Here is a 25,229-nt window from a genome sequence, read left to right as displayed (position 1 = left end):
CCTTATGTTCTCTTGTCACTTCGCTTTTACTGTCGAGATGGCGCAACTGCGTTTTCTTGACAGAAATTGAAAAGTTATCATAGATAGTAAATCTATATAAATATCTAGCAAAGCTGATTTGAATCAGCGCTTGAGAAACAAGTACTCATTATCAAATCAATGATGAAAGGTATTCAATCGCATTTTTCCTGTGAGCCTGGCTTGCGGGAGGAAAGTCGGTTGAATATCCGATCACGAATTATTGATTAAGCTATTAAGAGCTATTGGTGGATGCCTTGGCATCGACAGGCGATGAAGGACGTGCGTACCTGCGATAAGCTTCGGGGAGCTGGAGAGAAGCATTGAACCGAAGATTTCCGAATGGGGAAACCCAGTGGAGTTAGTCCTCCACTATTCCTATCTGAATACATAGGGTAGGAAGGCGATACCTGCTGAATTGAGACATCTAAGTAGGCAGAGGAACAGAAATCAATTGAGATTCCCGTAGTAGCGGCGAGCGAAGTGGGAATAGCCCAAACCGAAAATTTATTTTCGGGGTTGTAGGACTAGTCACAAAGCTTAATTGGACTTAGCATAATCATCTGGGAAGGTGAGCGATACAGGGTGAGAGCCCCGTGTGCAAAAGGAAAACTTAAGTGAGATTAGCACCTGAGTAGGGCCGGACACGTGAAACCCGGTCTGAATCTGGGGAGACCACTCTCCAAGGCTAAATACTCGTCGATGACCGATAGTGCACAAGTACAGTGGTGGAAAGGTGAAAAGAACCCCTGTTAGGGGAGTGAAATAGAATCTGAAACCAGTAGCTTACAAGCGGTCAGAGGCCTATATCCCTTTTAGGGAAATGGCTGATGGCGTGCCTTTTGCATGATGAGCCAGCGAGTTAAGTTATACGGCTAGGTTAAGGAATATCCGTTCCGGAGCCGGAGTGAAAGCGAGCGTTAATAGCGCTTACAGTCGTATGATTTAGACACGAAACCAAGTGATCTATCCATGACCAGGATGAAGCTCGAGTAACATCGAGTGAAGGTCCGAACCAGTGTATGTTGAAAAATACTTGGATGAGTTGTGGATAGGGGTGAAAGGCCAATCAAACTTGGAGATATCTTGTTCTCTCCGAAATAACTTTAGGGTTAGCCTTGACTTTCAGACTTTTGGGGGTAGAGCACTGGATTCCCAAGGGGGCCTACCGGCCTACCGACGGAAACCAAACTCCGAATACTAAAAGTTAAGTCAGGAGATAGACAGTGGGGGATAAGCTTCATTGTCAAGAGGGGAACAGCCCAGATCGCCGATTAAGGCCCCTAATTCTATGCTAAGTGAGTAAGGATGTGAAGTTTCACAGACAGTTGGAATGTTGGCTTAGAGGCAGCCACCATTTAAAGAGTGCGTAACAGCTCACCAACCGAGAGATTTTGCGCCGATAATAAACGGGACTAAGCATAGAGCCGAAATCGCGGGTGTCATACATTAGTATGGCGCGGTAGGAGAGCGTAGTATGTGCGGTGAAGATATACCGTAAGGAGTGTTGGAGCGCATACTAGTGAGGATGCATGGCATGAGTACACGATAAAGGAAGTGAGAATCTTCCTCGCCGAAAGCCTAAGGTTTCCAGGGTAAAGCTCGTCTTCCCTGGGTTAGCCGGCCCCTAAGCCGAGGCAGAAATGCGTAGGCGATGGAAAGCAGGTTAAATATTCCTGCGCCACCTAAAACTATGGTGATGGGACGACGAAGTATGTTAAGCACGCGAACTATTGGATGTTCGTTTCTCTATGAGGTGGCTCAGTAGGTAAATCCGCTGAGGGAAAGCCAGGTAGGGGACAAGGGGAACCTTCGGGGGAACCGATGGTGTAGCGCTAGGCTTCCAAGAAATAGTCTCTAACCGTTGATGGTGACCGTACCAAAACCGACACAGGTAGGCATGATGAGTATTCTCAGGCGCGCGAGACAACTCTCGTTAAGGAACTCGGCAAATTATCCTCGTAACTTCGGAAGAAGAGGAGCCCCTTGGTGTGATTCCCTCGCGGATAAGCATCGGGGGGCCGCAGAGAAATGGCCCAGGCGACTGTTTAACAAAAACACAGCACTATGCAAACTCGTCTAAGAGGAAGTATATGGTGTGATGCCTGCCCAATGCCAAAAGGTCAACAGGAGGCGTCAGCCCTTTGGGGCGAAGCGCTGAATTTAAGCCCTGGTGAATGGCGGCCGTAACTATAACGGTCCTAAGGTTAATAGCTAGCCTTAGTAAAACCAAACTATATGCGGGAAAACCCTCAAAAGCTTTAAGGTACTCGTTTAGAGAAATCTAAGCAGTAAAAATCCTTAAAGATATGTGGGCGATCCGCAGGAAAGACTAATTGATTGAAACTCTTAGGTGAGAACTTGTCCCAGGTGAGTCAAGTTAACTAAGAGCTAAATTGGAATCCTCAGAGACCAAACGTTTGGAGTTTGAAATGCATTTAGATGCACAATGGATAGTCGGATTTGTCGATTGTGAAGGATGTTTTCATGTTTCAATAAGTAAACATGATGAAATATCAATGGGTTACCAAGTGTTACCTGAATTCACTGTTGTCCAACACGAGCGAGATGTTCAAGTACTCTTTGCACTGAAATCACATTTTGGATGTGGTGTAGTTCGTAAGAACCACCAAGATAGAATGTGTTATCGTGTTAGAGGAATTGAGCATTTACTCAAAGTAATCATACCTTTTTTTGAAAAACATTTGCTTAAGACAAAAAAGCGAATAGATTTTCAAAAATTTAGGAAAATACTCTTGAAAATCCAAAGAGGTGATCATTTGACTCAAGATGGAATCGAAGAAATTCGAGAGATCAAGAATCAAATGAATCGTCTTCAAACTAAGATAGAGTCCGACTCTTTTGGAAACAAAAGGGACTAATCGAGCGAAATTCCTTGTCGGGTAAGTTCCGACCTGCACGAATGGCGTAACGATCTGGGCGCTGTCTCAACGAGAGACTCGGTGAAATTGTAGTAGCGGTGAAGATGCCGTTTACCCGCAGCTAGACGGAAAGACCCCGTGAACCTTTACTGTACTCTGATATTGGCTTTTGACTTGTCATGTGTAGGATAGCCGGGAGGCTGTGAAAGAGATTCGTCAGGATTTCTGGAGCCATCCTTGAAATACCGGCCTTGACATGTTGAAAATCTAACGAAGCCCCGTGAATCCGGGGTTCGGACATTGTCAGACGGGCAGTTTGACTGGGGCGGTATCCTCCTAAAATGTAACGGAGGAGTTCAAAGCTTGCCTCATCGTGGTTGGCAATCACGATTAGAGCGTAAAGGTATAAGGCAAGTTGACTGCGAGACCAACGAGTCGAGCAGGTACGAAAGTAGGACTTAGTGATCCGGCGGTGGAAAGTGGAATCGCCGTCGCTTAACGGATAAAAGGTACTCCGGGGATAACAGGCTTATCGCCACCAAGAGTTCATATCGACGTGGCGGTTTGGCACCTCGATGTCGGCTCATCGCATCCTGGGGCTGTAGAAGGTCCCAAGGGTTTGGCTGTTCGCCAATTAAAGCGGTACGCGAGCTGGGTTCAGAACGTCGTGAGACAGTTTGGTCCCTATCTGCTGTGGGCGTAGGATACTTGAGAAGAGCTGCTTCTAGTACGAGAGGACCGAAGTGGACGAACCAATGGTGTTCCGGTTGTTCTGCCAAGAGCATTGCCGGGTAGCTATGTTCGGAAAGGATAAGCGTTGAAAGCATCTAAACGCCAAGCCTCCTTCAAGATAAAGTATCCCTATGAGACAACCTGAAGACGACAGGGTTGATAGGCTGGGTGTGTAAGTACAGCAATGTATTGAGCTAACCAGTACTAATCTGTCCATCGGCTTAATCTTTTTTTTTTCATCATTGAAAAATGATTGAGTGCTTTCTCAAGCGTTGTTTCAAGTCAGGTTATGATCAAGATGACTTTTCAATTTTCTTGGTGGCTGTAGAGAAGAGGAAACACCTGATCCCATCCCGAACTCAGAAGTTAAGCTCTTCATCGCCGATGGTACTGTGCACTAGAGTACGGGAGAGTAGGTCGTCGCCAAGTTTTCATTTCGCCATCCTGAGGGAAACCTTAGGATGGCTTTTTTTTTGGTGAGGGCAATAGATCAACATGGCATGTTATGAAACACCAAGACCTGGCAGTCTCGAATTTAGACGAGAAGTCTACGGTGTTGTTTTAGACGAGACGCTAGAACAGCAGATTGGTCTTGAAGAAAGTTATTTTTATGATCTCGACGACTATAAAAAGCAGCAGGTTATAACAAGTCTGTATCGCGCTATAAAGGAAAACCAGCATTCTTTTACTGATTTAGATCATGACGATCAGTATGAGATTTTGATTTATCTATTCACCTATCAAGAAGAAGTCCTTTCGATTAGTCTTGAAACTTCAACAGCGCAAGATTTTTTTAAACCACTCATTTCTTCTTTACCTCTTAGAAAAGAGCAGAAAATTCAGATCGCATTAGAGATCATGATTTCTCATGGAAAAGATGCGGTCAATCAATGTGATTTTTTAACATATTCTGAGAGAGTAGAAGCATCAACTCTATTTCAAGACACTGTTGTTTGTCATGTTTTTCCCAATGTTACCTTTCCTAGTGAGATTGATGAGATTAGGGAGCTTGCATTTAGATGTTTTTCGGGACCAAAGAGAGTTCTGACAAGTCTGCATCATTATGTTCTAGTGGGTTTACTCTATGCAAATGAGCCCGACATTGAAGCGATTCGATACGTGGCCCATAAGTATTTAGACACACAAAGGAAGCATTTACGGATCATGGATTTTCCCGCGTCGTCCGTAGGCAAGAAAACCCTGGTATTAAGGTTGAGTACTCACGTTATCGACCAGGCAAGCGTACAACTTCAGTTCTGCATCCCGGAGGCATTTACTCGAGCCAACACTTTTTGTTAGGCAACATGTCGGGAGTCGATATTGATGATGAAGAGCCAGGAATACTCGTCTATCCACTAGCGTCAGTTGGGGACGATCAGCTTGTCCGCAAGGCCCAGCAAATTGCTGCTCAAAATATGGATTTTCCAGCTTTCTTAAAGATTTCTCACATCAAAACAAAAGAAATTAATTTTGATGTAGAACGTAGGGAGTGTCGCATATATCCTTCTGTAAATTTAGATGAAGAAGATTATGAAATAGTTCCCCTTCAACCTCGCGTGAATACTCCCGCCAAAGAGCGCCTTGCAAGGTTCTACACTCATGAGTATGCTGCACGCATTTTTCAATCTCTTCAAAACCCGATCCAGGTCGAAAACCCGAAAGACCCGGTCCGACGTGTTCTTTTTCCTGCTGATGATCAGGAAGAAAAGGCTGTTCCAGATGAAGGGACCACTACTCAAAATGACAAACAATTTTTATACTTCATTTTCAAGTGCATAGTAGGGTTATTCATTTTGAAAATTGGGTTTCACATATTTGAATATTTCCGCACAAAATTTAGTCACGAGTAGATTTCTTCTTAAAGCTGTGATATGATCCCTTTGAAAAATAAGCCTTAGTTGAACCATGGCAAACGTTTCTCCTCAGCTTTTTCCCGCACACTTTAGTCCTGAAATGACCCCTACGGACATCTATTCTTATGATAAAACATCGTCTTGTTTTTATATTCCAGACTGCCAGCGCGAGAGTTTTGAAGAGTTTGTCAAAATCAATAAGCTTGCCCAACTTTTTTTTACAGATCATTTCGCATATTGTTTAAAACCTGATGGAAGGATTAATTTCGAACAAGTGCGTGAATGGTGTAGTATGGAGGATCTCCCTTCTATTGATGAAGGAAGGATACCAGCAGACCTTTTTAAAAACATACATGTCATTTCTTATTCTCAACTCGAGAAGTTTAAAGAGCTTGGTGCCAGATGCCCATGGTGTAGCAAGTCTGTAAAAGAGTTAACTACGTGTCCTTTGTGGGAAACTAAACTTCGCTATCCAGATACAGATATTGATTGGAGTCAAGAACAGCTAAGCGCTCCAATAAGGGTCGCAATTATACGTCAACGCTCGAATAGTGATAGTCGAGACTTTTCTTTGATCCATCTTATTTTTTTGATCGATTTTGCTGCCAGCTTTCTTGAACCGAAGTATGAACCTCCTTCAGATGGAATCATTGAAAAATTTATGACTTATGATCGAGAGTATGCTACAGCAGTGCTTGCTGCAATACGCTATGAACTGAATGCATCTAAAACCAAGGCATGGTTGGAACATCTTCAATTGCAGTCTGACTTGGTTACTTTAAGAAGTGACTTGAATGAATATCTAAAAGAGTGTCCGACGTCAAATTACCAACAACCTCGGGCATTTACAGAGTACGTTTTGCAAAATTACCCGCATGTTCAAACCCTGGAAGAAGTTAAAGAAAGTTGTGAGTTTCATGCATCTTCTACAGCCCCAATTCATCGCCCTGTCACACCAGCTCGACCTCTAGCCGCACATAGCACCCCCCAAGAGGCGAACTGTATGCCTCTTCGGTATCTTTTACTGAGCACCATTTTCATCTGCTCGTTCCTCTACTTCTTTTCAACTCTCCTCATAGCCTTTTTTAAAAACCGCTTTTTCTTTGGAGATGAACTCTAGATAGTGTCGCCATAAGATGGTCAATCCTTAAACGACTTCTGGAGAAAATTTCGTCGTTGCCTTCCTTCCAAAGCTCGATTTGAGCTTCCTACGATCTAATCGCATTGAACTTTTCTTCCATGAGCTGCTTCTTTATTGCACATCTCGTGACGACACTATCTAAGCAAAAACGCTTCTTTTTAGGATTGGAAGTTTTGAAGAATAATTCTGCCTATAGTATTCTATGCACATGGAAGGCTTAGTCTATATAGATGATCAGATCCTCCCCGCTGAGGAAGCTAAAATTTCTGTGCTTGATCTTAGTATCATGCGTGGCTACGGTGTGTTTGATTTTTTGCGGACCTACCAAAAGCTTCCTTTTCGTCTATGGGATCATCTCAAACGTTTTGAAGCTTCTGCAAAGGAAATTGAAATTCCTCTTCCACTTTCCATGCATGAAGTAGCAGAGGTCATTGAGCAACTTCTCGAAAAAGCTCCTTATTCCGAAGCCAACATTAAAATCTTCCTTACAGGAGGGCAGTCAACCGATCAGTACCTTCCAGACGATCGACCCACTTTTTTTGCCGTGGTTTATCCAGTACAACCTTTTCCTAAAGAGATGTATGAAAAGGGAGTCTCTCTTGTCACAGAAGTTTATGAGAGGCCTTTCCCTGCATGCAAAAGCATTCACTACTTACCAGCCATTGTGGCGATTCGTCGTGCACAAAAAAGGGGAGGACACGACGTTCTATTTGTGAGTCACAACAACACTCTGCTAGAAACGGGGACGGCAAACTTTTTTGGTATCAGAGGGTCGACTGTTGTCACCACGGGAGAAGGAATCATCTTCGGGATCACCAGACAAGTTATCCTTGAACTTTTAGAAAAACTGGGGATTTCTGTTGAAATCCGTACCATTGGTTACGATGAGCTTAAATCCTTTGATGGCGCGTTTATTACTTCGAGTAGTAAAGAAGTTGTGCCAGTTGTCCAAGTCGATGACATTTCTTTGTCCATGCATCCTCTGACTCATAGATTGATGGAAAGTTTTTCAGCTTACACTAAGTCGATTGAATCTCCATTTCAAAAAGTTCTTTAAAGTTTTATTTTTGCTTAGTATGAGAGTGTTAGAGTTCAATAACACCTAGAGCTGATATGACGTCTCCTTTGCTCATTACAGCCTTTGCGCTGATTCCCATGATAGTTGCATTAATTGGGGGTGGTCTCGCTACCATTTACTCGTTTCCCAAAAAAGTCATGAGTGGTTTGCAACACTTTGTCGCTGGGATTGTTGTAGGAGCTGTTGCGACAGAACTTCTCCCAAAAATACTCAATCATGGTTCTCCAGTTTCCATTGGAGTGGGTTTTGTGCTTGGAGCAGCTGTGATGTTAGGGGTGCATGAATTTGCTCATTATTTATCAAAAAAAGGATCGACCACTAAGTTACCCATGGGATTACTCATTGGTTCAGCATTAGATCTTTTTCTTGATGGCCTGTTGATCGGTGTTTCCTTTCTTGCAGGAATGTCAGGAGGAATTCTCATTGCGATTTCCCTGAGTTTCTGTGCTTTTTTTCTTGTTCTTGCTCTTTCTTCTCGTTTAAGAAAATCGGAGTTTCATAAAAAACACCAATACACTCTGATTATCCTCATAACGATTCTTCTTCCAATTGGAGCACTTGTAGGAAGTTCCATCATTTCGCACATGCCTGCGCAAGTCCTGACAGAAACTCTCGCATTTGGTGTTGCAGCACTTCTCTTTTTAGGAATTGAAGAGTTGATTGCCGAAGCTCATAAAGTCCACGACAACTTTTGGATTTTGGGAAGTTTTTTCTTGGGATTTTTAGTCATTATTATATTTCAAAACTTTTCGTAGAAAATTATTGCGCAAATAACGAGCCGTTTTTTATTGAAAAAAGAGAGACTTAATTTTCGGAGGATATCAGTCCGATGGCGCTGAAAGATACAGTGAAGAAAATGCACATCATGCTTGAAGAGATGACAAGCGATCTCAAAAAAGCAGAGCGGGGAGTCAAAGCCGCTTCGCAGCGGGTACGCACAGGAACCATTAAATTTGCAAAGTTAGCCAAGCAATACCGTAAAGAATCAATGGTTGCCGAAAGAGGGGGCAAGAGAAAGACAAAAAAGAAAACTACCAAGAAAAAAACCAAAACACCAGCCAAAAAAGCCACGCGCAAGAAGACGAAAACCACTCGTCGGAAAACCAAGCGTTAGGTATCATGTACCTCCTGATCATAGGAGGTACAATTCCAGTTGAAAAAAACATTTGATCTTACCATCACAGACTATTCCAAGAAAGGCCACGGCCTTGCCCTACTCCAAAGACAAGAAGATCAGCCTCCTGTTAAAGTAGAAGTTGTTTCAGCAGTTGTTGGGGATAAGCTAGAAGTAACTCTAGGCAAACGGAAAAAAGGGGCTTATCAAGGAACGCTTCTCAAACTTCTTCAAGCTTCAAAAGATCGGACTGAGCCTCGATGCATCCATGCAGGAACATGTGGTGGTTGCAGCTGGCAACGGCTGAAGTATGCTGCCCAACTCCAACAAAAAGAAGATAAAGTACGTAAACTCTTTGCTCACTACCTTGAAAACGCAACTTTTCATCCGATCGTACCGTGCAAAGAGCCCTGGCAATACCGCAACAAAATGGAGTTCACTTTTTCAGAAAACAAAGATGGCGAAAAGTTTTTAGGGCTGATCATGACCCGCAGCCGTGGAAAGGTTCTGACCTTGCAAGAGTGTCACCTCACATCTCCCTGGTTTACAACCATGCGACTTCAGGCCATCAAATGGTGGGAATCACGTAACTTAAAAGCCTTTCACCCTCCTTCGGGGACCGGCTCTCTCCGCACATTGACTTTGAGGGAAGGCAAAAGAACAGGGGAAAAGATGATTTTCCTCACAGTATCAGGCGATCACGAGCATTTTGTGAAACAATCAGACTTAGACTCTTTCAAGCAGGCCATGCTTGAAGTGCTTCCTGGCGAAAACCCGAGCATTTATCTACGGATCCATAAGGCTGAAAAAGGGCGTCCCACAACCTTTTATGAAATGCATCTGCAAGGACCCGATGGGTTGAAAGAAGAACTGAAAATCAAAGATCAAACTCTGAAATTTCACATCAGCCCTGCTTCCTTTTTTCAACCCAATACCTTTCAAGCAGAAAAACTTTTTGAGCGCGCATTGGATTTGGCACGTCCTGACCCTTCCATGCGTGTCTATGACCTTTATGCAGGCTCTGGTTCCTTAGGCATGATCTTTGCTCCTTATGTTAAAAAAGTCTTAGGGATTGAGCTGTGCGCTTATGCTGTCTGCGATGCAGAAACAAATATTGAACAGAACAATCTTTCCAATATGAAGATGATTCGGGGCGATGTTGGTGAAGTGTTATCGGAGTTTCAACTCACTGCCGATTTGGCCATCGTCGATCCACCGCGGACGGGTCTCGATGCTAAAGCGCTCGAAAACATCTTGCGTCTCTCCCCCAAAAAAATTCTATATGTTTCGTGCAATCCCACAACCCAAAGTGAAAATATTTTTGAATTGACCCAGCAAGGGTATCATTTGACCCAAATCCAGCCTGTCGATCAATTTCCTCATACTCCCCATATAGAAAACATTTGTGTTCTAGAAAAATAACCAATCCTTTAGATATAATAGAAAAAAGTTTTAGAAAATTTTTAACGAAGGAATCCCATGAAAAAAGGTTTACTCTTTTCACTTCCCATTCTAGCGTCTGCATCGCTTTTTGCAGATGAAGCGCCAGCGCCAGCGCGTGGACAAGGCATGTATCAAACTCTCATGATGATTGGTATTGCACTTGTGTTCTTTTACCTCATTCTTTGGCGCCCAGAGCAAAAAAGACGTAAAAAAATGAACGACTTGCGCACAAACCTTTCCAAAGGCGACCGCGTCACTGCAATGGGAATCGTTGGAACTGTCGCTCAAATCAAGACCGACACACTCATCTTAAAAATGGTAGATGGAGCCAAGATCGAAGTGCTTAAAGCTGCCATTTCAGATGTGCAGCCCGCTGCCTCTGAAGATAAAAAAGTTGACATCTCTTCTGCTGAAACAAATGGAGCAGATTCTTAAGAGGTTTTTCTTTTGATAGGGGCTTGGATCTAGATTGTGGCGACACGATCTAAAGCACAATTTTTGCGAAAAGGGCCCCTAAACTTTGTTGAAGCACTTCTGTAAGAACGCGCAATTCTTCTACATTTTGACATTCAGGAATTAAATCGTTTCGACGATCTTTACCCACGTAATATCGTTCGTCAAGTTGATTCAGTGCTGCGAATTGAATCATGAGCTCTTTTGCAAAGTGTGGGAAGGAACTTCCAGATGTTTCTTGCTTTGTAAACCGATTGATTCCTCGGTGGCCCCTTGTGTCTATCATATGAACAAAGGACGTGAAGAAGCTTTGCACCGCAGCTTGTCGAATGGATTCAAACCGTTCGATCTCGCGCAGAATTCTTGTGACAGTCTCGATTTCTTGGTGACTCATGGCGGTTCCCTTTGCGCTCACTTGTCTCGCTTCACTTGTCAGTTCTTCCAACCGAAGTTGACATGTATCAATCTGTTTGATTTCTGGAGCACTTCGGATGAAGTCATCCAATCTGTCAATGAAGTCGAACAAGCTATTTTTCGAGTAAATATGTTCGTTAAACCCTTTTTGGTTTTTGCTCTCCGCTTTTGTTTTTGCATGACTGAGGACGAGACTTACAGCTGTTTTATACCCCGGAAGGCTGGCAGGGTTCGAAAGTGCACGTTGAGTGTATTCAAGGACTTCCCGTTGTCTGCGAGTTAATCTTGATAAGCATATCGGCTTGCTTCCCAGTCCATTCACAAGTTTTGTGAGTTCAGATGCAACTTGCTGAGATGCAACCTTGACTGCTGAGGGTTCTGTTGAACTCCCTACGCGGGGGGTCAATTCACCCGAACTCGCAACTTTTTTAGGAGAAGCTTCAAGTTCTTCGACTTGTTTCAAGAGAAGCGCGGCTTCTGCTTTTTGCATCATCTCATTTTTTTTTTCTGCCTGAAGAAGTTCTTCAATGCGGTGATGGATAGCGGATGGCTCAGCATCTTCAGCTAAGCCAATGTGGCTGGCAACTTCTCCTAAGGCACCCTTTGCAAATGCAGAGGTTTTAATGCCTTCTAAGATGGACTGTCCGGTTTTTTCTAAATTGCCTCGATCAATTGTGACTTTAAGAATCGCTGCAAGCCGTTCAAGGATGCTCCAAAGTTCGTGATTTTCTGCACGTAGAAGCTTAACTTCTTTTCTTAGGGCTAGGAGCTCTTCGTTTTGCTTTTCAACTGTTTGTTGTAAAGCGCGGTTTTCTTCTTCGAGCTCTAAGACTCTTTCCGTCTTTTCCTCAAGGGCGCTTGTGAGTTCCAAAATCTGCTGCTCATACTCTGAGGCGCTTCTCTTGGCTTCGCGTTGCATATTGACGAGGGCGATTTCTGTTTTTTCTCTGAGGTTCTCATAGGCTTCATTCTTTTCCTGGAGCTCTTTTTCTAGTCGAGCAGCCCGTTCTTCAGATGAGAGGAGTTTTTCTTCGACCTTTCTATTTTTTTCTTTTTCTCGAAATAGTTGAGAAAAAAGTTCTTCGCGATCTTCTGAGAGGCTTGAAACATCTCTTTCTAATTGCTCAATTGTTTTGCCTCGCTGGAGAATCTCTTGCCTTAATCTTTTGATGGTTTGATCCTGCTCGACGATCTCTGAGTTAGCAACGCCAAGTGCATCGCCTGTTTTTTCTAAATCGCGTTCGAGATCTGATACAGTGGACCTCAATCCTAAAACCGCTTTTTGTTTAGATTCTTCACGTTCCTCTGTTTTCAAAAGCTCTTCACGCAGTTCGCGATTGATTTCTTCTAAGTCCTCTAGCTTTTGTTTATCACGAATTTGAGCTGAAATGAGTCCACTCACGCGTTTTCCCAAGCGCTCGATTTCTGAAGTATACCCTTCAATATCAGATTTGAGTTCTGAGATTGCTTCTTCGGCCTTGTGAGCAAGCTGTTCGAGTTCTTTTCGTTGTGATTCTTCAAGTTGCTTGCGTTCGATTCCGTGACTTTCTCGAACCTCTTGTAATTGATCTTGGAGCTCTTCCATCTCCATATTGAGTCGCTGATTTTCACTTAAGAGATGCTCAATCTTTCCGGCAATGTGTTTTCCTGGGAAGGGCGATTCATCGAGATCCTCTGTAAGTGAGCGAGGTAAATTTGAAACTTTGCTATGAGCGTCTCTTAAAATCTCTTCAAGTTCAGAAGCTCTTTGTTGCAACTCTTCAGCTCTAGCTTCAGCACTTGTTTTCTCAATCCCAACAGCATGAAGTGCGAGGCCAAACTCTTCCCTAAGCTTTGCTTCGGATTCCTTGTAACTTCTTTCAAGTTTTGCAAAAGCCTCATCAAAAAATTCTTTTTGTCTTTGAAGCTGAGTTTCTAACTCATGAACATGCTGGTCATATTGCTCAGTGAGTTTTCTTTCGCTTTCTTTGTATTGACTTTCGAGGCGTCTCGACTCTTCGTCAAAGCTTTCTCGTTGCTCCCGAAGTTGTCGTTCGAGGTCTGCTGTATGCATCGATTTTAGTTTTCGCATGGCTTCTTCGTGCTCTGATGTCAAGCGCTCTTTTGCTGATGCAGATTCCTTTCTGAGTCGCTCAGTTTCTTGTCGATGAGACTCGTTAGCTTCGTCTAATTCCCGTTGGACGCTTTCAGTGGCTTTTTTGGCAACGCGAACTTCTTCGTCTTTACTACGCAATTGTTTTTCAAATTCTATTCTTGCCTCGCCTAGTTCTGATCCCTTCTCTTCGAGAAGTCTTTCGGCTTTTTCTGCGCGTTGAGTTTCTCTTAATAGTTGCGAGCCTAGGCCTTCAATTTGCTCTTGAAGCTCCTGCACTTTGAGTCCATGCGTTTCAGTGAGTTTTCTTTCGCTTTCTTTATATTGGCTGTCAAGGCGACGAGACGCTTCTTCAAAGCTTTCTCGTTGCTCCCGAAGTTGTCGTTCGAGGTCTTCTGCATGCGTCGATTTTAGTTTTCGCATGGCTTCTTCGTGTTCTGCTGACAAGAGTTCTTTTGCTGATGTAGATTCCTTTCTGAGTCGCTCAGTTTCTTGTCGATGAGACTCGTTAGCTTCGTCTAATTCCCGTTGGACGCTTTCAGTGGCTTTTTTGGCAACGCGAACTTCTTCGTCTTTACTACGCAATTGTTTTTCAAATTCTATTCTTGCCTCGCCTAGTTCTGATCCCTTCTCTTCGAGGAGTCTTTCGGCTTTTTCTGCGCGTTGAGTTTCTCTTAATAGTTGCGAGCCTAGGTTTTCAACTTGCTCTTCAAGCTCCTGCACTTTGAGTCCATGTGCTTCAGTGAGTTTTCTTTCGCTTTCTTTGTATTGGCTTTCAAGGCGACGAGACGTTTCTTCAAAGCTTTCTCGTTGCTCTCGAAGTTGTCGTTCGAGGTCTTCAGTATGCGTCGATTTTAGCTTTCGCATGGCGTCTTCGTGTTCTTCTGACAAGAGATCTTTCTCAGTTGTAAACTCTTTTCTGAGCCGTTCGCGTTCTTGTTGATGAAAGTCTTGAGCTTCTCGTAATTCACGTTGAGCTTTTTTTGTGGCTTCTTGGGCTGCGATTAGATCTTCACCTTTGCTATGTAAAAGCTCTTCAAGTTCTGCGACTCTTTTTGTTGCTGTTTCAAGCTTTGGGGTGAGTTCTTCAACTTGTTGCTTTGCTTCTTCTAATTCGATTCGTAAAAGGCGCTGCGCTTCTATTTCCTTGGGAAGTTCTACTTCAGAAAGTCTTTGGACCTCTTGCTTGGCTAACCCAAGTTGGCGCGCTAAGTCTTCTTTTTCTTCTGACACTTTTCCATGAAGGTCTCTTAGAGTTTGTAACTCTCGTTGGTTGTGTTGATGGGCCCCACTTGCAAGTACAAGTAGAACTGTTGCGACTTGAAGTTCTTTCGTTCGTTTTTCGAGGTTTTGCTGAAGCGCTTCATTGTCTTCACCAAGTCGTGAGGACTCTTCTCGAAGTTCTGTGATCTTGGATTGGGATTGCTGATAGAGAGCAGCTGTTCCAAGGAAAAGAGCAAACATTTTGCCAAGTTGTTCTGTGCGCTCTTTGAAAGTGTTCTCGACAACGCCTTTTTCTCCTTCTAGTTTTTCAAACTCTTGCATCACGGCTTCAAGAGTTTCTTCAGTGAGCCCTAAGTCTTCGGTTGTCGATTGTAATTGGCTTTGCAATGATTTGTTGCTCTCACTTGCTGCTGCGAGAAGTAATAAGAGAGCTGCTTTGTCTTTATTTGCTTGCGTGAGATCTTCGCGTAAACCGTTGATTTCAACTTTTTGCCTACGGAGTTCTTTGTTTTGTGCGATCAGTGTGGGTTCCATATCGGGTAAGGTCTCGATGCGACCCGTTGCAAGGCGAAGTCCATGTTCAAGCTCGGCCACTTTGGCAACTGGAGGGCGAGATTCGGTGTCTTTTAGTCGCTCAATTTCTCGTCGTAATTCACGCACTTCGTCACGCAGATCTCGAATAAGCTCATCGCGGGAGAGCATGCTTTCTGGAGCGTGGTGGTGGCTGCAGCAGTGGTGGCAGGATGGGGATGAGCCCGAAATTCTCTCATGAGTCAGGGACCTAGGCTCTTCTTCTGGGGTATCTGGGAAGAGGCCCTCATAGGCCTCACGGGTCTTGCGGACGATCTCGTCAATGGGTTCATCCAGCTCTGCAGATTCAACCTCTGATTTCTTGTAGATTTTGATCCAGGGATCTTCCTCTTTTTCCCGAATGAAGACGCTGCCATTTTCCTTCACACGGATTTCAACCTCCGTTGAGAAGGCAAAATCTCGCCTTGGGATGACTTCTCGGACTTTATTTTGGAAATGACTGGTTTTTACCAGCTTAGCAACATCCGGAGAGATGCCTCTGTGGTATCTCTGATAAGCCCTATCATCCCGATTTTGTAGTCTAAGTGGCTTAGAATCAACAGCGATGTCAGAAGATAGAAGAGTTGGTTCCCGACTGATGGTTGCCATCTAAATTATCCCAAAATTCCTTTTCATTTTATTAATTATATCACAATATACCTTACTAATATATAATAAAAAAATTTTAATTTAACTTATAAATAATATTTTAAAATTTATCTATTATTCTTAACTCTAAGCCGTTAAGAAAAGAATTGCACTCTGAAAACGGAAGGAGTAGCATGGAGTTCTTTTTGGGAGGTTAATGTGGATTCGAACCTGTTTTTGGAGCATTTTCTCACGACGAAATTTATTGCCACAGTGGTTCTTGTGGTCTTACTCATGGGGATCCGATACGGGGTCGCGCGCTACATTCGGCGCGCTCGGCGGAACTGGACGTCGCAGCAGCGGCTGAAGTGGATCGGTACGAGTCGGAGGTGATTGTGCTCATGGGAGTGATTTACCTTTGGGGGGAAACCATTCAAGGGTTTGCGGTTTCAGTTTTTGCTATTGCTTTTGCCATTGTCTTTTCTGTGAAAGAGTTGTGCATGTGTTTTAATGGTTCACTTGTTCGGTTTCGTGGCAAGTCATTTGAAGTGGGAGATCGCATTCAAATCGCAGCGATTCGAGGCGATGTGATTGAAACGACTGTGCCTGTCAACAACGGTCCAAGAAGTGGGTAAAGGCCCGGCAAATCACCAATATACGGGCCGTATGATCACCTTCCCAAACAACCTTTTTTTGTCAGAAGCGGTGTATAACGAGTCTTTTTTAGAAAACTTTTATCTGCTTCACATTGAAGTGCCAGTCAAAATCACTGAGGATTGGCAAAAAGCTAAAAAGCTCTTACTTCATGTTGCACAAGAAGAAATGATGCCTTTTCTAGACCAGGCAAAGCGAAGTGTGCGAGCCTTTGAAAGGCGCCTTGGGCTTGAAATGCCATCTGTTGAGCCACATGTCACCATGCAAATGAGTGGGCCTGATCAATTGATGCTGCACTTGCGGATGGCTTCTCCCTCACATCTCAAGGAGCGGCTCGAACAAGTCATCCTAAGCCGCTACCTAGAAAAACGGTCTACGACGCTACTGCGTGCTTTGAAAGCTTCTCAAGAACCGCGTTCGAGCGTTTGAGAAACTCGGGAAACGTTGCAGGATCGAGTTCTTTTTGCGATAGGAGCGACAGTTCGTAAAGCTGCTGCACAAGGTCTTTTGCAAGCTCGGGATCTTTGTTACCCAGTTTTGTCACAGATTGAATGAGCGCGCTATTCGTGTTCACAACAAACGTCCGCTTTTCCCCAATGGTGCTCGGAATGTCTTGCCCTGAAAGGGAAAGATAATCGCGCATACGACGACTGTCTTCATGGATGACGATAAACGCAGGAACAGAGTCGCTCGCAAGGCTTTTGGCTTCGACTTCCACTAAACTCTTATCAAGTTTGGAGCGGAAAAAGTCAGCAATCTTCGCCGACTCGGTTTTACCTTCAGCGTCGAGGACATTCTTTTCTCGATCCTTGTCAAGAATGGCATCTTCGAGAGCACCATCAAGCCGCTGAAATTTTACCGATGTCATTTTGTCTTCTAGGAAGCTCATCAACGGCGTGTCTAAGTGAGAAGGGGCGTAGAGAATTTCCAGCCCTTTTTCTTTGTACATGTCGAAGAAATGAGAGAGGTGTTTGTCATCATGGTGATAAAAGACTTTGTTTTCTGCTTTTTCTTTGTTGCGTTCTAGGTACTCTTCAACTGTGGTCCAAGAGTCTTCTGAGGTCTTCCAAATGAGGCAAGGCTTGATTTTTTCGTAAAACTTTTCATCACGCAAAATGCCAAGTTTGACAATGAGTTCGATATCTGGCCAACGGTCAATGAAGTCCTCACGATTCGTTTGGTAAAGCGAGAGAAGTTTATCAGCCACTTTTTTAGAGATATGGCTGCTCAGTTGGCGGACAGTGCGGTCGGTTTGCAAGTTACTGCGTGACACGTTGAGAGGAATGTCGGGACTGTCAACCACACCACGTAAAATACTAAAGTGTTCTGGGATCACCTCTTTGCAGTTGTCTGAAACGAACACCCGGTTGCAATAGAGGTGAATCGATGATTGTTCGTGATCGAATCGTTTACTGAGTTTTGGAAAGTAGAGAATCCCTTGTAAATGGAAGGGATAATCGACGTTGAGATGAATCCAAAAAATTGGGTCGGGCTCAAAAGGGTACAGCATGTGGTAGAAGTCGATGTAGTCTTGATCGGTGCATTCGGAAGCGGGTTTGATCCAAAGAGGTTCTTTCTCGTTGATGCGAGTTTCGTTAAGGTAGATCGGGTAGGGGAGAAAGCGGCAATGCTTGATTAAGATATCGCGGATACGGTTTTCTTCGAGAAATTCTTCGGCATCTTGGGCTAGATGTAATGTGATCGTGGTTCCACGGTTTTCCCGCTTTCCTTCTTCAAGGGTGTATTCTGGTGAGCCATCACAAGTCCAAAAAGCGGGCTTGGCGTTGTCTTCATAGGATAAGGTGTCGATGTCGACTTTGTCGCTGACCATGAAAGCCGAGTAAAAACCGAGTCCAAAGTGGCCAATGATTTGAGAGCTTTCTTCTTCTGACTGATACTTTTCAACAAACTCTTCTGCTCCGGAAAAAGCGAGTTGGGCGATGTACTTTTCTACCTCATCGGCTGTCATCCCAATTCCCGTATCAGCAATTGTTAAGGTCTTTGCTTCTTGATCAAGAGAGATATCAATGCGAAACTCTTCGTCTGTTGCATTTGTCTTACCTTGGTCGCGCAAGATTTTCATTTTGCTGATCGCATCGCAAGCATTGGAAACAAGCTCGCGTAAGAAGATATCCTTATCGGTGTAAAGCCATTTTTTGATGATCGGCAGGATATTTTCACTATGGATTTGCAACTTTTTTTGACTCATGAAGGGACCTTTTTTTTAATCTCAATAAATGGCCTATCATACCATTTATTTGTTTTCTAGGGAATCTATGAGAGCTTGATCGTTTGCTTCGCCCTAGCAGCGACCACTCCAGAAGACTTGGTCTTCAAAAATAAATGAGCCATATGAGTCGATGCTGGGGTTGCAGCTGAGGCGTTGATTCTTAGGAAAGTAGTCACAAAACTCGACGGTGTTGTTCATTCGCTTAAAATCAAATCCAACTGTGAGTTATTAGCGTAGTTAACACTGAGAAGCAAATGAAAGTAATCCGCTTAGAATGAAACTGATTAACCACTTTTTCATATTATTGCGTAAATAATAGATGAAAAGAATTTTTATGTAGATTTTTTAATCCCTTGCGCATCTATGTTTCGCCATTTGAGAAGAAGAGTTTTCGACACTTTCGCTCAATTTTTTTCATCAGGCGATAAATCCACGACTTAGTTTTTTGCTTTTCGTAACCTAATTGATGTTCAAGTTCCCAGTCTAATTCGTTATTAATGTAACTGAGAGTTTCGTGATTTAAAGTGCGATATTTTTTCTTCTTAAAATTTTTAGTTCCTTCCCCTTTATAGGAGAAGATCGGAACAAAATCGGTTGTGGATTTAAGATTGTATTGTGCAGCAACATTCTCGATAAATTTTTGAGGATTTTCAGCAACAGTTTCATAGCGTACAACAGTAAAATTTTTGACTAGTTTTCCTAACTTTAAGTAGTTGCGATTTTTAAAGTTTCTCAAGTCCAAAATGTTTTTAAAAGGAAGGTTTGTAAAAGGATTAAGATCTTCAAGCAACTGGTAGCGGAAGATGTCTTGTGACTTCCATAGATGGTTGATGAAATGCACAAATCCTTGTTCTAGCAAATCGCCATGGACATGATGTGGAGACTGATAAAAACTGCGAAGCCAATCATAAGGGTTTCTTATCACAAAGACAAAGAGACAGTCCCCTGAATCTTTTAAGGTAATATGTTTAGAATTATATCCGACTCTAGAAAGCTTTTCTTTGTCGTAAGGGGAATCAAACCACCAGAGAAAATGTTTGTGTCCGAATTCTAAAGTAGGAACTAATGTGGGGAAGTTGCGCAGGAGCAATTTTGAAACATAATTTGTTCCTGAGCATCGTTCGCCTACCACAACCAACCGTTTAATTTCTGTATTTCCAAATTTGCTCAACTTGTTGGTATTGCAAAAAGATTTAAAACAGGCACAACAAATGGCAACAGTGATCAAAAGTTTTGTCATAATTTCTCTGTTGTGGATTTGTAGAGTATAGAAGGGCGTATGGAGTGCCCATTATGTAGTTTTGAGTTTTCTAAGTCTTTTTTGGTTTCGGCTATCATACCGAGCTTTTGCATGGTCGGAGAAGTCAGTGTTTGATTTCGAGCGTAGAGGCAATCATTATTTTGTGGCAATAGGATCTTTAAAACCCAAGTGACAATCTAACACAGACTCAGCAGGGGTAGGCCGTCATTTGGGTTTAAAAGATCACTTGATCAAGGATGATGAGAATTACAGCGATGGGACAGAGATACCTCACTGCAAAGCGCCAAATAGAATAGATTCCTCGGAGTTTTGTTCCCCGCTCAAATTCGGCGAAAACTGCATCTTTTTCTGTGAAGTATCCGACAAAAAGAGCTGTCAAAAGTCCTGCAATTGGAATCATCCACGTTGCAGTGACATCATTCAATGTGCTGAAAAAGTCCTTCCCATAAATGGTTGTCCAATTGGGAAAAAGAGCTTTTGAACCAGATAAAGCAGAAGGAATTCCTAAAATGAAAGTGCAGCAAGCAGCAATGGCCATGGCTTTTCGACGTGAAAAAGAAAACAGCTCTGTCATGTTGGCGACTACAACTTCAAATAGAGAGATGGAAGAGGTGAGAGCGGTAAAGACTAGTAAGAGAAAGAAAGCAGTTGAAATCACGAGATTGCCCGGAAGCTTTGCAAAGAGGATGGGCATTGTTTGAAAGACAAGGCCGGGGCCTCCTTCAGGAGGGAAGTTAAAGGTAAAGACAATCGGAAAGATGGTGAGCGCGGCCATGAGCGAAACAACAACAGCAAGCGTTGCGACAATCAGTCCAACTTTAGGGAGACTTGCAGAAGGACGCAAGTAACTGCCGTATGTAAGAACAATCCCAAGCCCGACACTTAGAGTATAAAAAGACATGCCAAGAGCATTGAGGACTGCGATGGGTGTCAGTTTGGAAAAGTTGGGAGTTAAAATAAAATGAGCGGCTTCAGCGAAACCCGGCAGCGTAAATCCGTAAATGAAGAGGCCAATCAAGATGAAGAAAAGAGATGGGGTTAAAATCCGACTCCAGTATTCGATCCCCCTTCGAATCCCTCTTTGCACGATGAAAAGATTGAGCAAAATAAAAATAAAGAGCCAAAGCAGGTTAATGTCTGATGAGATGTAAACAGTTTCAAAGATGGAGCGAATTTCATTAGGAGTTTTTCCTAATGTGAACTGATTTAGGGACATGAGGGTATAGTTGAGGCACCATCCTGACACGACACAGTAAAAAGAGAGAATGATAAAGCAGGTCAAGAGGTTGAGCCATCCAATGACTTTCCAATTTTGAGGTTTTTTGGAGAGATTGCGGTAAGCTAGAATGGGAGCGTGTTGCGTTTTACGTCCAATCACAAGTTCAGCAATAAAAAGAGGAACACCAATGAAAAGAGTGAACAAGATATAGAGCAGGACAAAAGCTCCTCCCCCACTATCACCAGAAACGTAGGGAAAACGCCATAAGCTTCCCAGCCCGATAGCTGATCCTGCGGCGGCCATAATAAAGCCAAAACTTGAGACCCAATGTTCACGTTTAGATTTCATGAGGTAAATTCTAAAAGATTTGTTAGCAGCTGTCATCAAGAAAAGTTAAGAATGTTTTAACATAAAGAGAGTTTAGCAATGAATGACTTGGTTTTATTTCTTATCACAGAGGGCACAGAGAAAACTATTTAGCATCCCTCTGTGTGCTCTGTGATCTCTGTGGTGAAAAAAATGAAAGTTGTATAAGAAGGAGGTGAGGTAGAATACGATGCAGAAGACCCCAGCACCCCAAGCGCCTGAGACAGCCCTTCCCGATTGGGTAAGGGAAACCATGACGTGGATCGATGCCAATCTCAATTGGTTGGACTTGGTGACGTTTCTCTTAGGAGTCATCCTCTTACTGGCAATTTTTCTCATCATCATGCGGAAGAGAAAGAAAAAGCATGAAGAGGAACTGACTCAGTTGGCTGTCGAGTATGAAAAGGGACTTGGTGAAATGAAAGGGGTTCATATGCAAGAAATTCACCGAGCAGAAGAGCGGATCAGAGAGTTTAAGCAAAAGCTAGCCATTGTGGAAGCCGATTATCAAGAGTCGGTTAGCAAGCTCGAAAAAAAGTATGAGCAAGAACTCATCGAAATTCAAACGAGCCACTCAAAACGAGTGCAATCGATTGAAAAAGGACACGCGAAAGCTCTTTCCAATACAGATGTGAGTGTGTTTGAACTGAAAAAAGAAATCGCAAACTTACGCAAAAAGCAAATGGCTGAAGTGAACCAATTTCAGAGTGAAATCGAAAATCTCAAAACGCAAATCAAAAGCCTTCATGATAACCATGCCAAAGAAATTGAATCATCAGAAATGGAAATTGCAGACTTGCGCAAACAGATTAACGCCCTCATCTACAAGGTGTAAATGAACTTCATGCTTTCCGTCCCTTTTTTTGCAAATTCTAGCGTCCTTTCAAGCTCTACTTTCTCAAGTATGTGCGTCGAAAAGACGCTAGAATTTGAGAAAAAATCGCTCAAAAATCATCACTTTAGAATAGTGAGATAGGTTCATGATCGAACTCATTGTCTTTGCAGCTTTTTCATTCATTGCAATTGGAATCCTGCTTTCAGGCATGATTCTCTATGCGAAAAGGCGTCTCATTTCGACGAAACCCTGTAAAATTGGGATCAATCACAATGAAGATCTATCTAAATTTGTCGAAGGAGGACGCAGCTTACTTGTAACGCTTGCTGAACAGGGAATTGCCCTTCCATCGCCTTGCGGTGGGAAAGCAACTTGCAAACAATGCAAAGTGCAAGTTCTCGAAGGAGGTGGCGACATTTTAGAAACTGACCGGTCATCATTTTCACCAAAGCAACTCAAAGAGGGGTGGCGCCTTTCTTGCCAATGCAAAGTGAAAAACGACTTGGAGCTTAAAGTTCCGGAAAATTTGCTCACGTTAAGAGAGTTTACCGCAAAAGTGATTTCTAATGAAAACGTCGCAACCTTCATTAAAGAGCTTGTATTAGAAGTCCCTTCAAGTGAAGAAATACACTACATTCCTGGCGATTATCTTCAATTTCATGTTCCAAGTTATGACACCAATACAAAGTCTTGGGAAGAGACGATTGACAACGTTTACTACGAAGATTGGGAAAAGTTTCACCTTTTTGGCGTTCCCATTCGATTTCAAGCAACAGAAGAAGAAGTGATACGTGCGTACTCGATGGCATCTTATCCAGCAGAAAAAAATCGATTCAAATTTAATGTTCGGATTGCAACCCCGCCCTTCGTTAAAGGAGAGATTGCAAAAGATATTTCCTGGGGAATCTGTTCATCTTATATCTTTCAACTCAAAGAAGGTGATACAGTCAAACTCTCAGGCCCTTTTGGAGAGTCGCATATGATCGATGATCAGCGTGAACTTGTCTTTTTAATTGGAGGGGCAGGCTCTTCTTTTGGAAGGAGTCATATCCTCGATCTTTTTAAAGATAAACAGACAAAAAGAAGGGTCACTCTCTGGTATGGAGCCCGTTCTTTAAAAGAAAATATCTACCAGGAAGAGTACGAGGAACTTGAAAAAGAATTCGAAAACTTCTATTATAGATTTGTTCTTTCTGAACCGGCCGAAGAAGACCTTGCACAAGGTTGGCCGAAAGATGATCCCCAAAAAACGAATTACTTGTTTAAAGCATTTGAGGATGGTCAATTAAAAGAAATAGAAGAACCGGAAAACTGCCGTTACTACGTTTGTGGTCCACCTCTGCACAATCAGAGTGTGATCCACTTGCTTGATGACTATGGCGTTCCGATGGAAAACATTATATTGGATGATTTTGGATCATGAAGATTTTAGTTGCTCAATTGAACCCCACTGTGGGGGACTTAGATAAAAACACTCAAAAGATTTTGGAGGCCATGGATCATGGTCGCAAAGTGGGTGCTGAGATAGTCCTGTGTCCTGAGTTATCGATTTGTGGGTATCCACCAGAAGACTTAGTGTATCACCGCTCTTTCATCGATTCTATGGAACTCCATCTCGAACGGATCGCCAAAGCGTCGAAAGGGATTACTGTTCTCGTAGGGCTTGCAAGACGTGCTGTCCTTGAAGGGGAAAAACATTTGCATAATAGTGCGGCTATTATCAGTAATGGCCATGTTCTAGGATTTCAAGATAAATGGCTTCTCCCCACTTACGATGTATTTGATGAGCGGCGTTACTTTGAACCAGGCCAAAGTACACGAGTCTGGGAAATTGGTGGAAAACGGATCGGAGTGATTATTTGCGAAGACATTTGGCAACATGCAGGCTATGTTGATTACACTCGCTATGAGCGAGATCCTGTTTTGGCTTTGCAGCCGTTGAAGCCCGATGTTTTGTTGAACTTATCAGCATCGCCTTATCAATTTCAAAAGCCAGATATCCGCGTCGATGTGTGCGCTAAAGCTGCTAAGACCTTAGGATGCCCAGTGATTTTATGCTGTCAAGTAGGCGCAAACGGACAAATCATCTTTGATGGGTACAGCGTTCATGTCAACGAAGAAGGAAAGCTCTGTCATCTTGGAAAGGGATTCCAAGAAGACAAAATGCTCGTCGATTTAGAAGCGGATATTTGTCCCTGCCCATTCAAGTACGACACGATGGGAAGTTTGGTAGAAGCCCTTTCTTTGGGAGTGAAAGACTATTTTGCGAAATTTGGGTTTTCTAAAGCCTGCTTGGGTCTTTCTGGAGGAATTGATTCAGCACTGGTAGCATATATTGCGACAAAAGCTCTTGGAAAGGAAAATGTTCTTGGAATCAGTATGCCTTCTCGTTACACCCGTGAAGGGAGTCGTAATGATGCCAAAGAGCTTGCAGAAAGACTGGGAATTGAGTTTAAAGAAATCCCTATTGAAGGTCCCTTTAACGAGTATTTAAACTTACTTCAGCCCCATTTTGAAGGAAAAGAATCAGATATTACGGAAGAAAACATCCAAGCCCGCATTCGGGGAATCATTCTTATGGCCATGTCGAATAAACATGGATACATCGTCTTGAGTACGGGAAATAAGAGTGAAGTCGCCTTAGGCTATGCCACACTCTACGGTGATATGTGCGGCGGACTTGGTGTGATTGCTGATGTGACCAAGACAAAGGTGTACGACCTCTGCCGTTACATCAATAAAGTTGAAGGAAAAGAGATCATTCTCGAATCGATTATCAAACGGCCCCCTTCTGCAGAACTCCGCCCTGATCAAATTGACTTAGACTCTCTTCCAGAGTATGGAGTCATTGATAACGTCTTAGAAGGGTATGTCGAAAATTACCTTTCAATCGATGAAATTGCAGAAAAGTATGGGATTGGGCAAGAGCAAGTGTTAGATCTCGTGCAACGGATTCATGCGGCAGAATATAAAAGACGTCAAGGTCCACCAATCTTACGCGTTTCTAAAAAGTCGTTTGGTGTGGGACGTCGGTATCCGATCGTCCAGAATTGGTTATAGCT

Annotated in this window: 17 protein-coding genes and 2 rRNA genes; 15 read left to right on the top strand and 4 right to left on the bottom strand. The window is 43.1% G+C overall.

The features are described from left to right. Positions 1 to 243 precede the first annotated feature (243 nt). The 10 genes from ACOOFG_RS10255 (at position 244) to yajC (ending at position 10,696) form a co-directional block, all read left to right on the top strand. Positions 244 to 3,861 (top strand): 23S ribosomal RNA (locus tag ACOOFG_RS10255). Positions 3,862 to 3,946: 85 nt separating this feature from the next. Next, positions 3,947 to 4,061 (top strand): 5S ribosomal RNA (gene rrf, locus ACOOFG_RS10250). A gap of 66 nt (positions 4,062 to 4,127) precedes the next feature. Further along, positions 4,128 to 4,931 carry a hypothetical protein gene (locus ACOOFG_RS10245; protein WP_420421376.1) on the top strand — a complete coding sequence of 268 codons (804 nt, stop codon included), beginning with the start codon at positions 4,128 to 4,130 and terminating at the stop codon, positions 4,929 to 4,931. Positions 4,932 to 4,936: 5 nt separating this feature from the next. Beyond that, positions 4,937 to 5,482 carry a hypothetical protein gene (locus ACOOFG_RS10240; RefSeq protein WP_420421375.1) on the top strand — a complete coding sequence of 182 codons (546 nt, stop codon included), beginning with the start codon at positions 4,937 to 4,939 and terminating at the stop codon, positions 5,480 to 5,482. A 55-nt stretch (positions 5,483 to 5,537) separates the two neighbouring features. Continuing rightward, a complete protein-coding gene (locus ACOOFG_RS10235; protein ID WP_420421374.1) occupies positions 5,538 to 6,605 on the top strand; it encodes a hypothetical protein in 1,068 nt (355 codons plus the stop codon). Positions 6,606 to 6,834: 229 nt separating this feature from the next. Beyond that, positions 6,835 to 7,683, top strand: coding sequence for an aminotransferase class IV (locus ACOOFG_RS10230; RefSeq protein ID WP_420421373.1), 849 nt, complete (start codon positions 6,835 to 6,837; stop codon positions 7,681 to 7,683). Between the two features lie 56 nt (positions 7,684 to 7,739). Then, entirely contained in the window at positions 7,740 to 8,459 is a 720-nt protein-coding gene (locus ACOOFG_RS10225) for a ZIP family metal transporter (RefSeq protein WP_420421372.1), read from the top strand. A gap of 74 nt (positions 8,460 to 8,533) precedes the next feature. Next, complete coding sequence (locus ACOOFG_RS10220; RefSeq protein WP_420421371.1) at positions 8,534 to 8,818, top strand: histone; 285 nt, start codon at positions 8,534 to 8,536, stop codon at positions 8,816 to 8,818. A 39-nt stretch (positions 8,819 to 8,857) separates the two neighbouring features. Further along, complete coding sequence (rlmD, locus tag ACOOFG_RS10215; protein WP_420421370.1) at positions 8,858 to 10,240, top strand: 23S rRNA (uracil(1939)-C(5))-methyltransferase RlmD; 1,383 nt, start codon at positions 8,858 to 8,860, stop codon at positions 10,238 to 10,240. 57 nt (positions 10,241 to 10,297) lie between these two features. Next, entirely contained in the window at positions 10,298 to 10,696 is a 399-nt protein-coding gene (gene yajC / locus ACOOFG_RS10210; protein WP_420421369.1) for a preprotein translocase subunit YajC, read from the top strand. A 49-nt stretch (positions 10,697 to 10,745) separates the two neighbouring features. Here the strand turns inward: yajC and ACOOFG_RS10205 are convergent, their stop codons facing one another. Next, complete coding sequence (locus ACOOFG_RS10205) at positions 10,746 to 15,623, bottom strand: hypothetical protein (protein ID WP_420421368.1); 4,878 nt, start codon at positions 15,621 to 15,623, stop codon at positions 10,746 to 10,748. Between the two features lie 347 nt (positions 15,624 to 15,970). Between ACOOFG_RS10205 and ACOOFG_RS10200 the strand changes: the two genes are divergently transcribed. Then, positions 15,971 to 16,237, top strand: coding sequence for a hypothetical protein (locus tag ACOOFG_RS10200; protein WP_420421367.1), 267 nt, complete (start codon positions 15,971 to 15,973; stop codon positions 16,235 to 16,237). Next, positions 16,194 to 16,685 (top strand): hypothetical protein, encoded by a 492-nt coding sequence (locus tag ACOOFG_RS10195; protein ID WP_420421366.1) that lies wholly within the window; start codon positions 16,194 to 16,196, stop codon positions 16,683 to 16,685. Before ACOOFG_RS10200 ends, ACOOFG_RS10195 begins: the two co-directional genes overlap by 44 nt. Here ACOOFG_RS10195 and htpG read toward each other — a convergent pair. The 3 genes from htpG to ACOOFG_RS10180 all read right to left on the bottom strand — a co-directional run bounded on the left by htpG (position 16,630) and on the right by ACOOFG_RS10180 (position 21,314). Then, positions 16,630 to 18,465: a molecular chaperone HtpG gene (gene htpG / locus ACOOFG_RS10190; RefSeq protein ID WP_420421365.1), complete on the bottom strand. Its 1,836-nt coding sequence runs from the start codon at positions 18,463 to 18,465 to the stop codon at positions 16,630 to 16,632. The two genes, ACOOFG_RS10195 and htpG, sit on opposite strands and share 56 nt — an antisense overlap. 382 nt (positions 18,466 to 18,847) lie before the next feature. Then, positions 18,848 to 19,726: a hypothetical protein gene (locus ACOOFG_RS10185; RefSeq protein ID WP_420421364.1), complete on the bottom strand. Its 879-nt coding sequence runs from the start codon at positions 19,724 to 19,726 to the stop codon at positions 18,848 to 18,850. 235 nt (positions 19,727 to 19,961) lie between these two features. Next, on the bottom strand, positions 19,962 to 21,314 hold the full coding sequence (locus tag ACOOFG_RS10180; RefSeq protein ID WP_420421363.1) for a sodium-dependent transporter: 1,353 nt from the start codon (positions 21,312 to 21,314) through the stop codon (positions 19,962 to 19,964). 208 nt (positions 21,315 to 21,522) lie between these two features. Here ACOOFG_RS10180 and ACOOFG_RS10175 point away from each other — a divergent pair, with 208 nt between their 5' ends. The 3 genes from ACOOFG_RS10175 (at position 21,523) to ACOOFG_RS10165 (ending at position 25,227) form a co-directional block, all read left to right on the top strand. Further along, positions 21,523 to 22,167 carry a hypothetical protein gene (locus ACOOFG_RS10175; RefSeq protein WP_420421362.1) on the top strand — a complete coding sequence of 215 codons (645 nt, stop codon included), beginning with the start codon at positions 21,523 to 21,525 and terminating at the stop codon, positions 22,165 to 22,167. 145 nt (positions 22,168 to 22,312) lie between these two features. After that, positions 22,313 to 23,590 carry an NADH:ubiquinone reductase (Na(+)-transporting) subunit F gene (gene nqrF, locus ACOOFG_RS10170; protein ID WP_420421361.1) on the top strand — a complete coding sequence of 426 codons (1,278 nt, stop codon included), beginning with the start codon at positions 22,313 to 22,315 and terminating at the stop codon, positions 23,588 to 23,590. Further along, positions 23,587 to 25,227, top strand: coding sequence for an NAD+ synthase (locus ACOOFG_RS10165; protein ID WP_420421360.1), 1,641 nt, complete (start codon positions 23,587 to 23,589; stop codon positions 25,225 to 25,227). Before nqrF ends, ACOOFG_RS10165 begins: the two co-directional genes overlap by 4 nt. The last annotated feature ends 2 nt before the right edge of the window (positions 25,228 to 25,229 follow it).

This window comes from Simkania sp., assembly GCF_965215465.1.
GTDB lineage: Bacteria > Chlamydiota > Chlamydiia > Chlamydiales > Simkaniaceae > Simkania.
The sequence above is the reverse complement of the archived record's forward strand: the minus strand, read 5'-3'. Positions and strand labels throughout refer to the sequence as shown.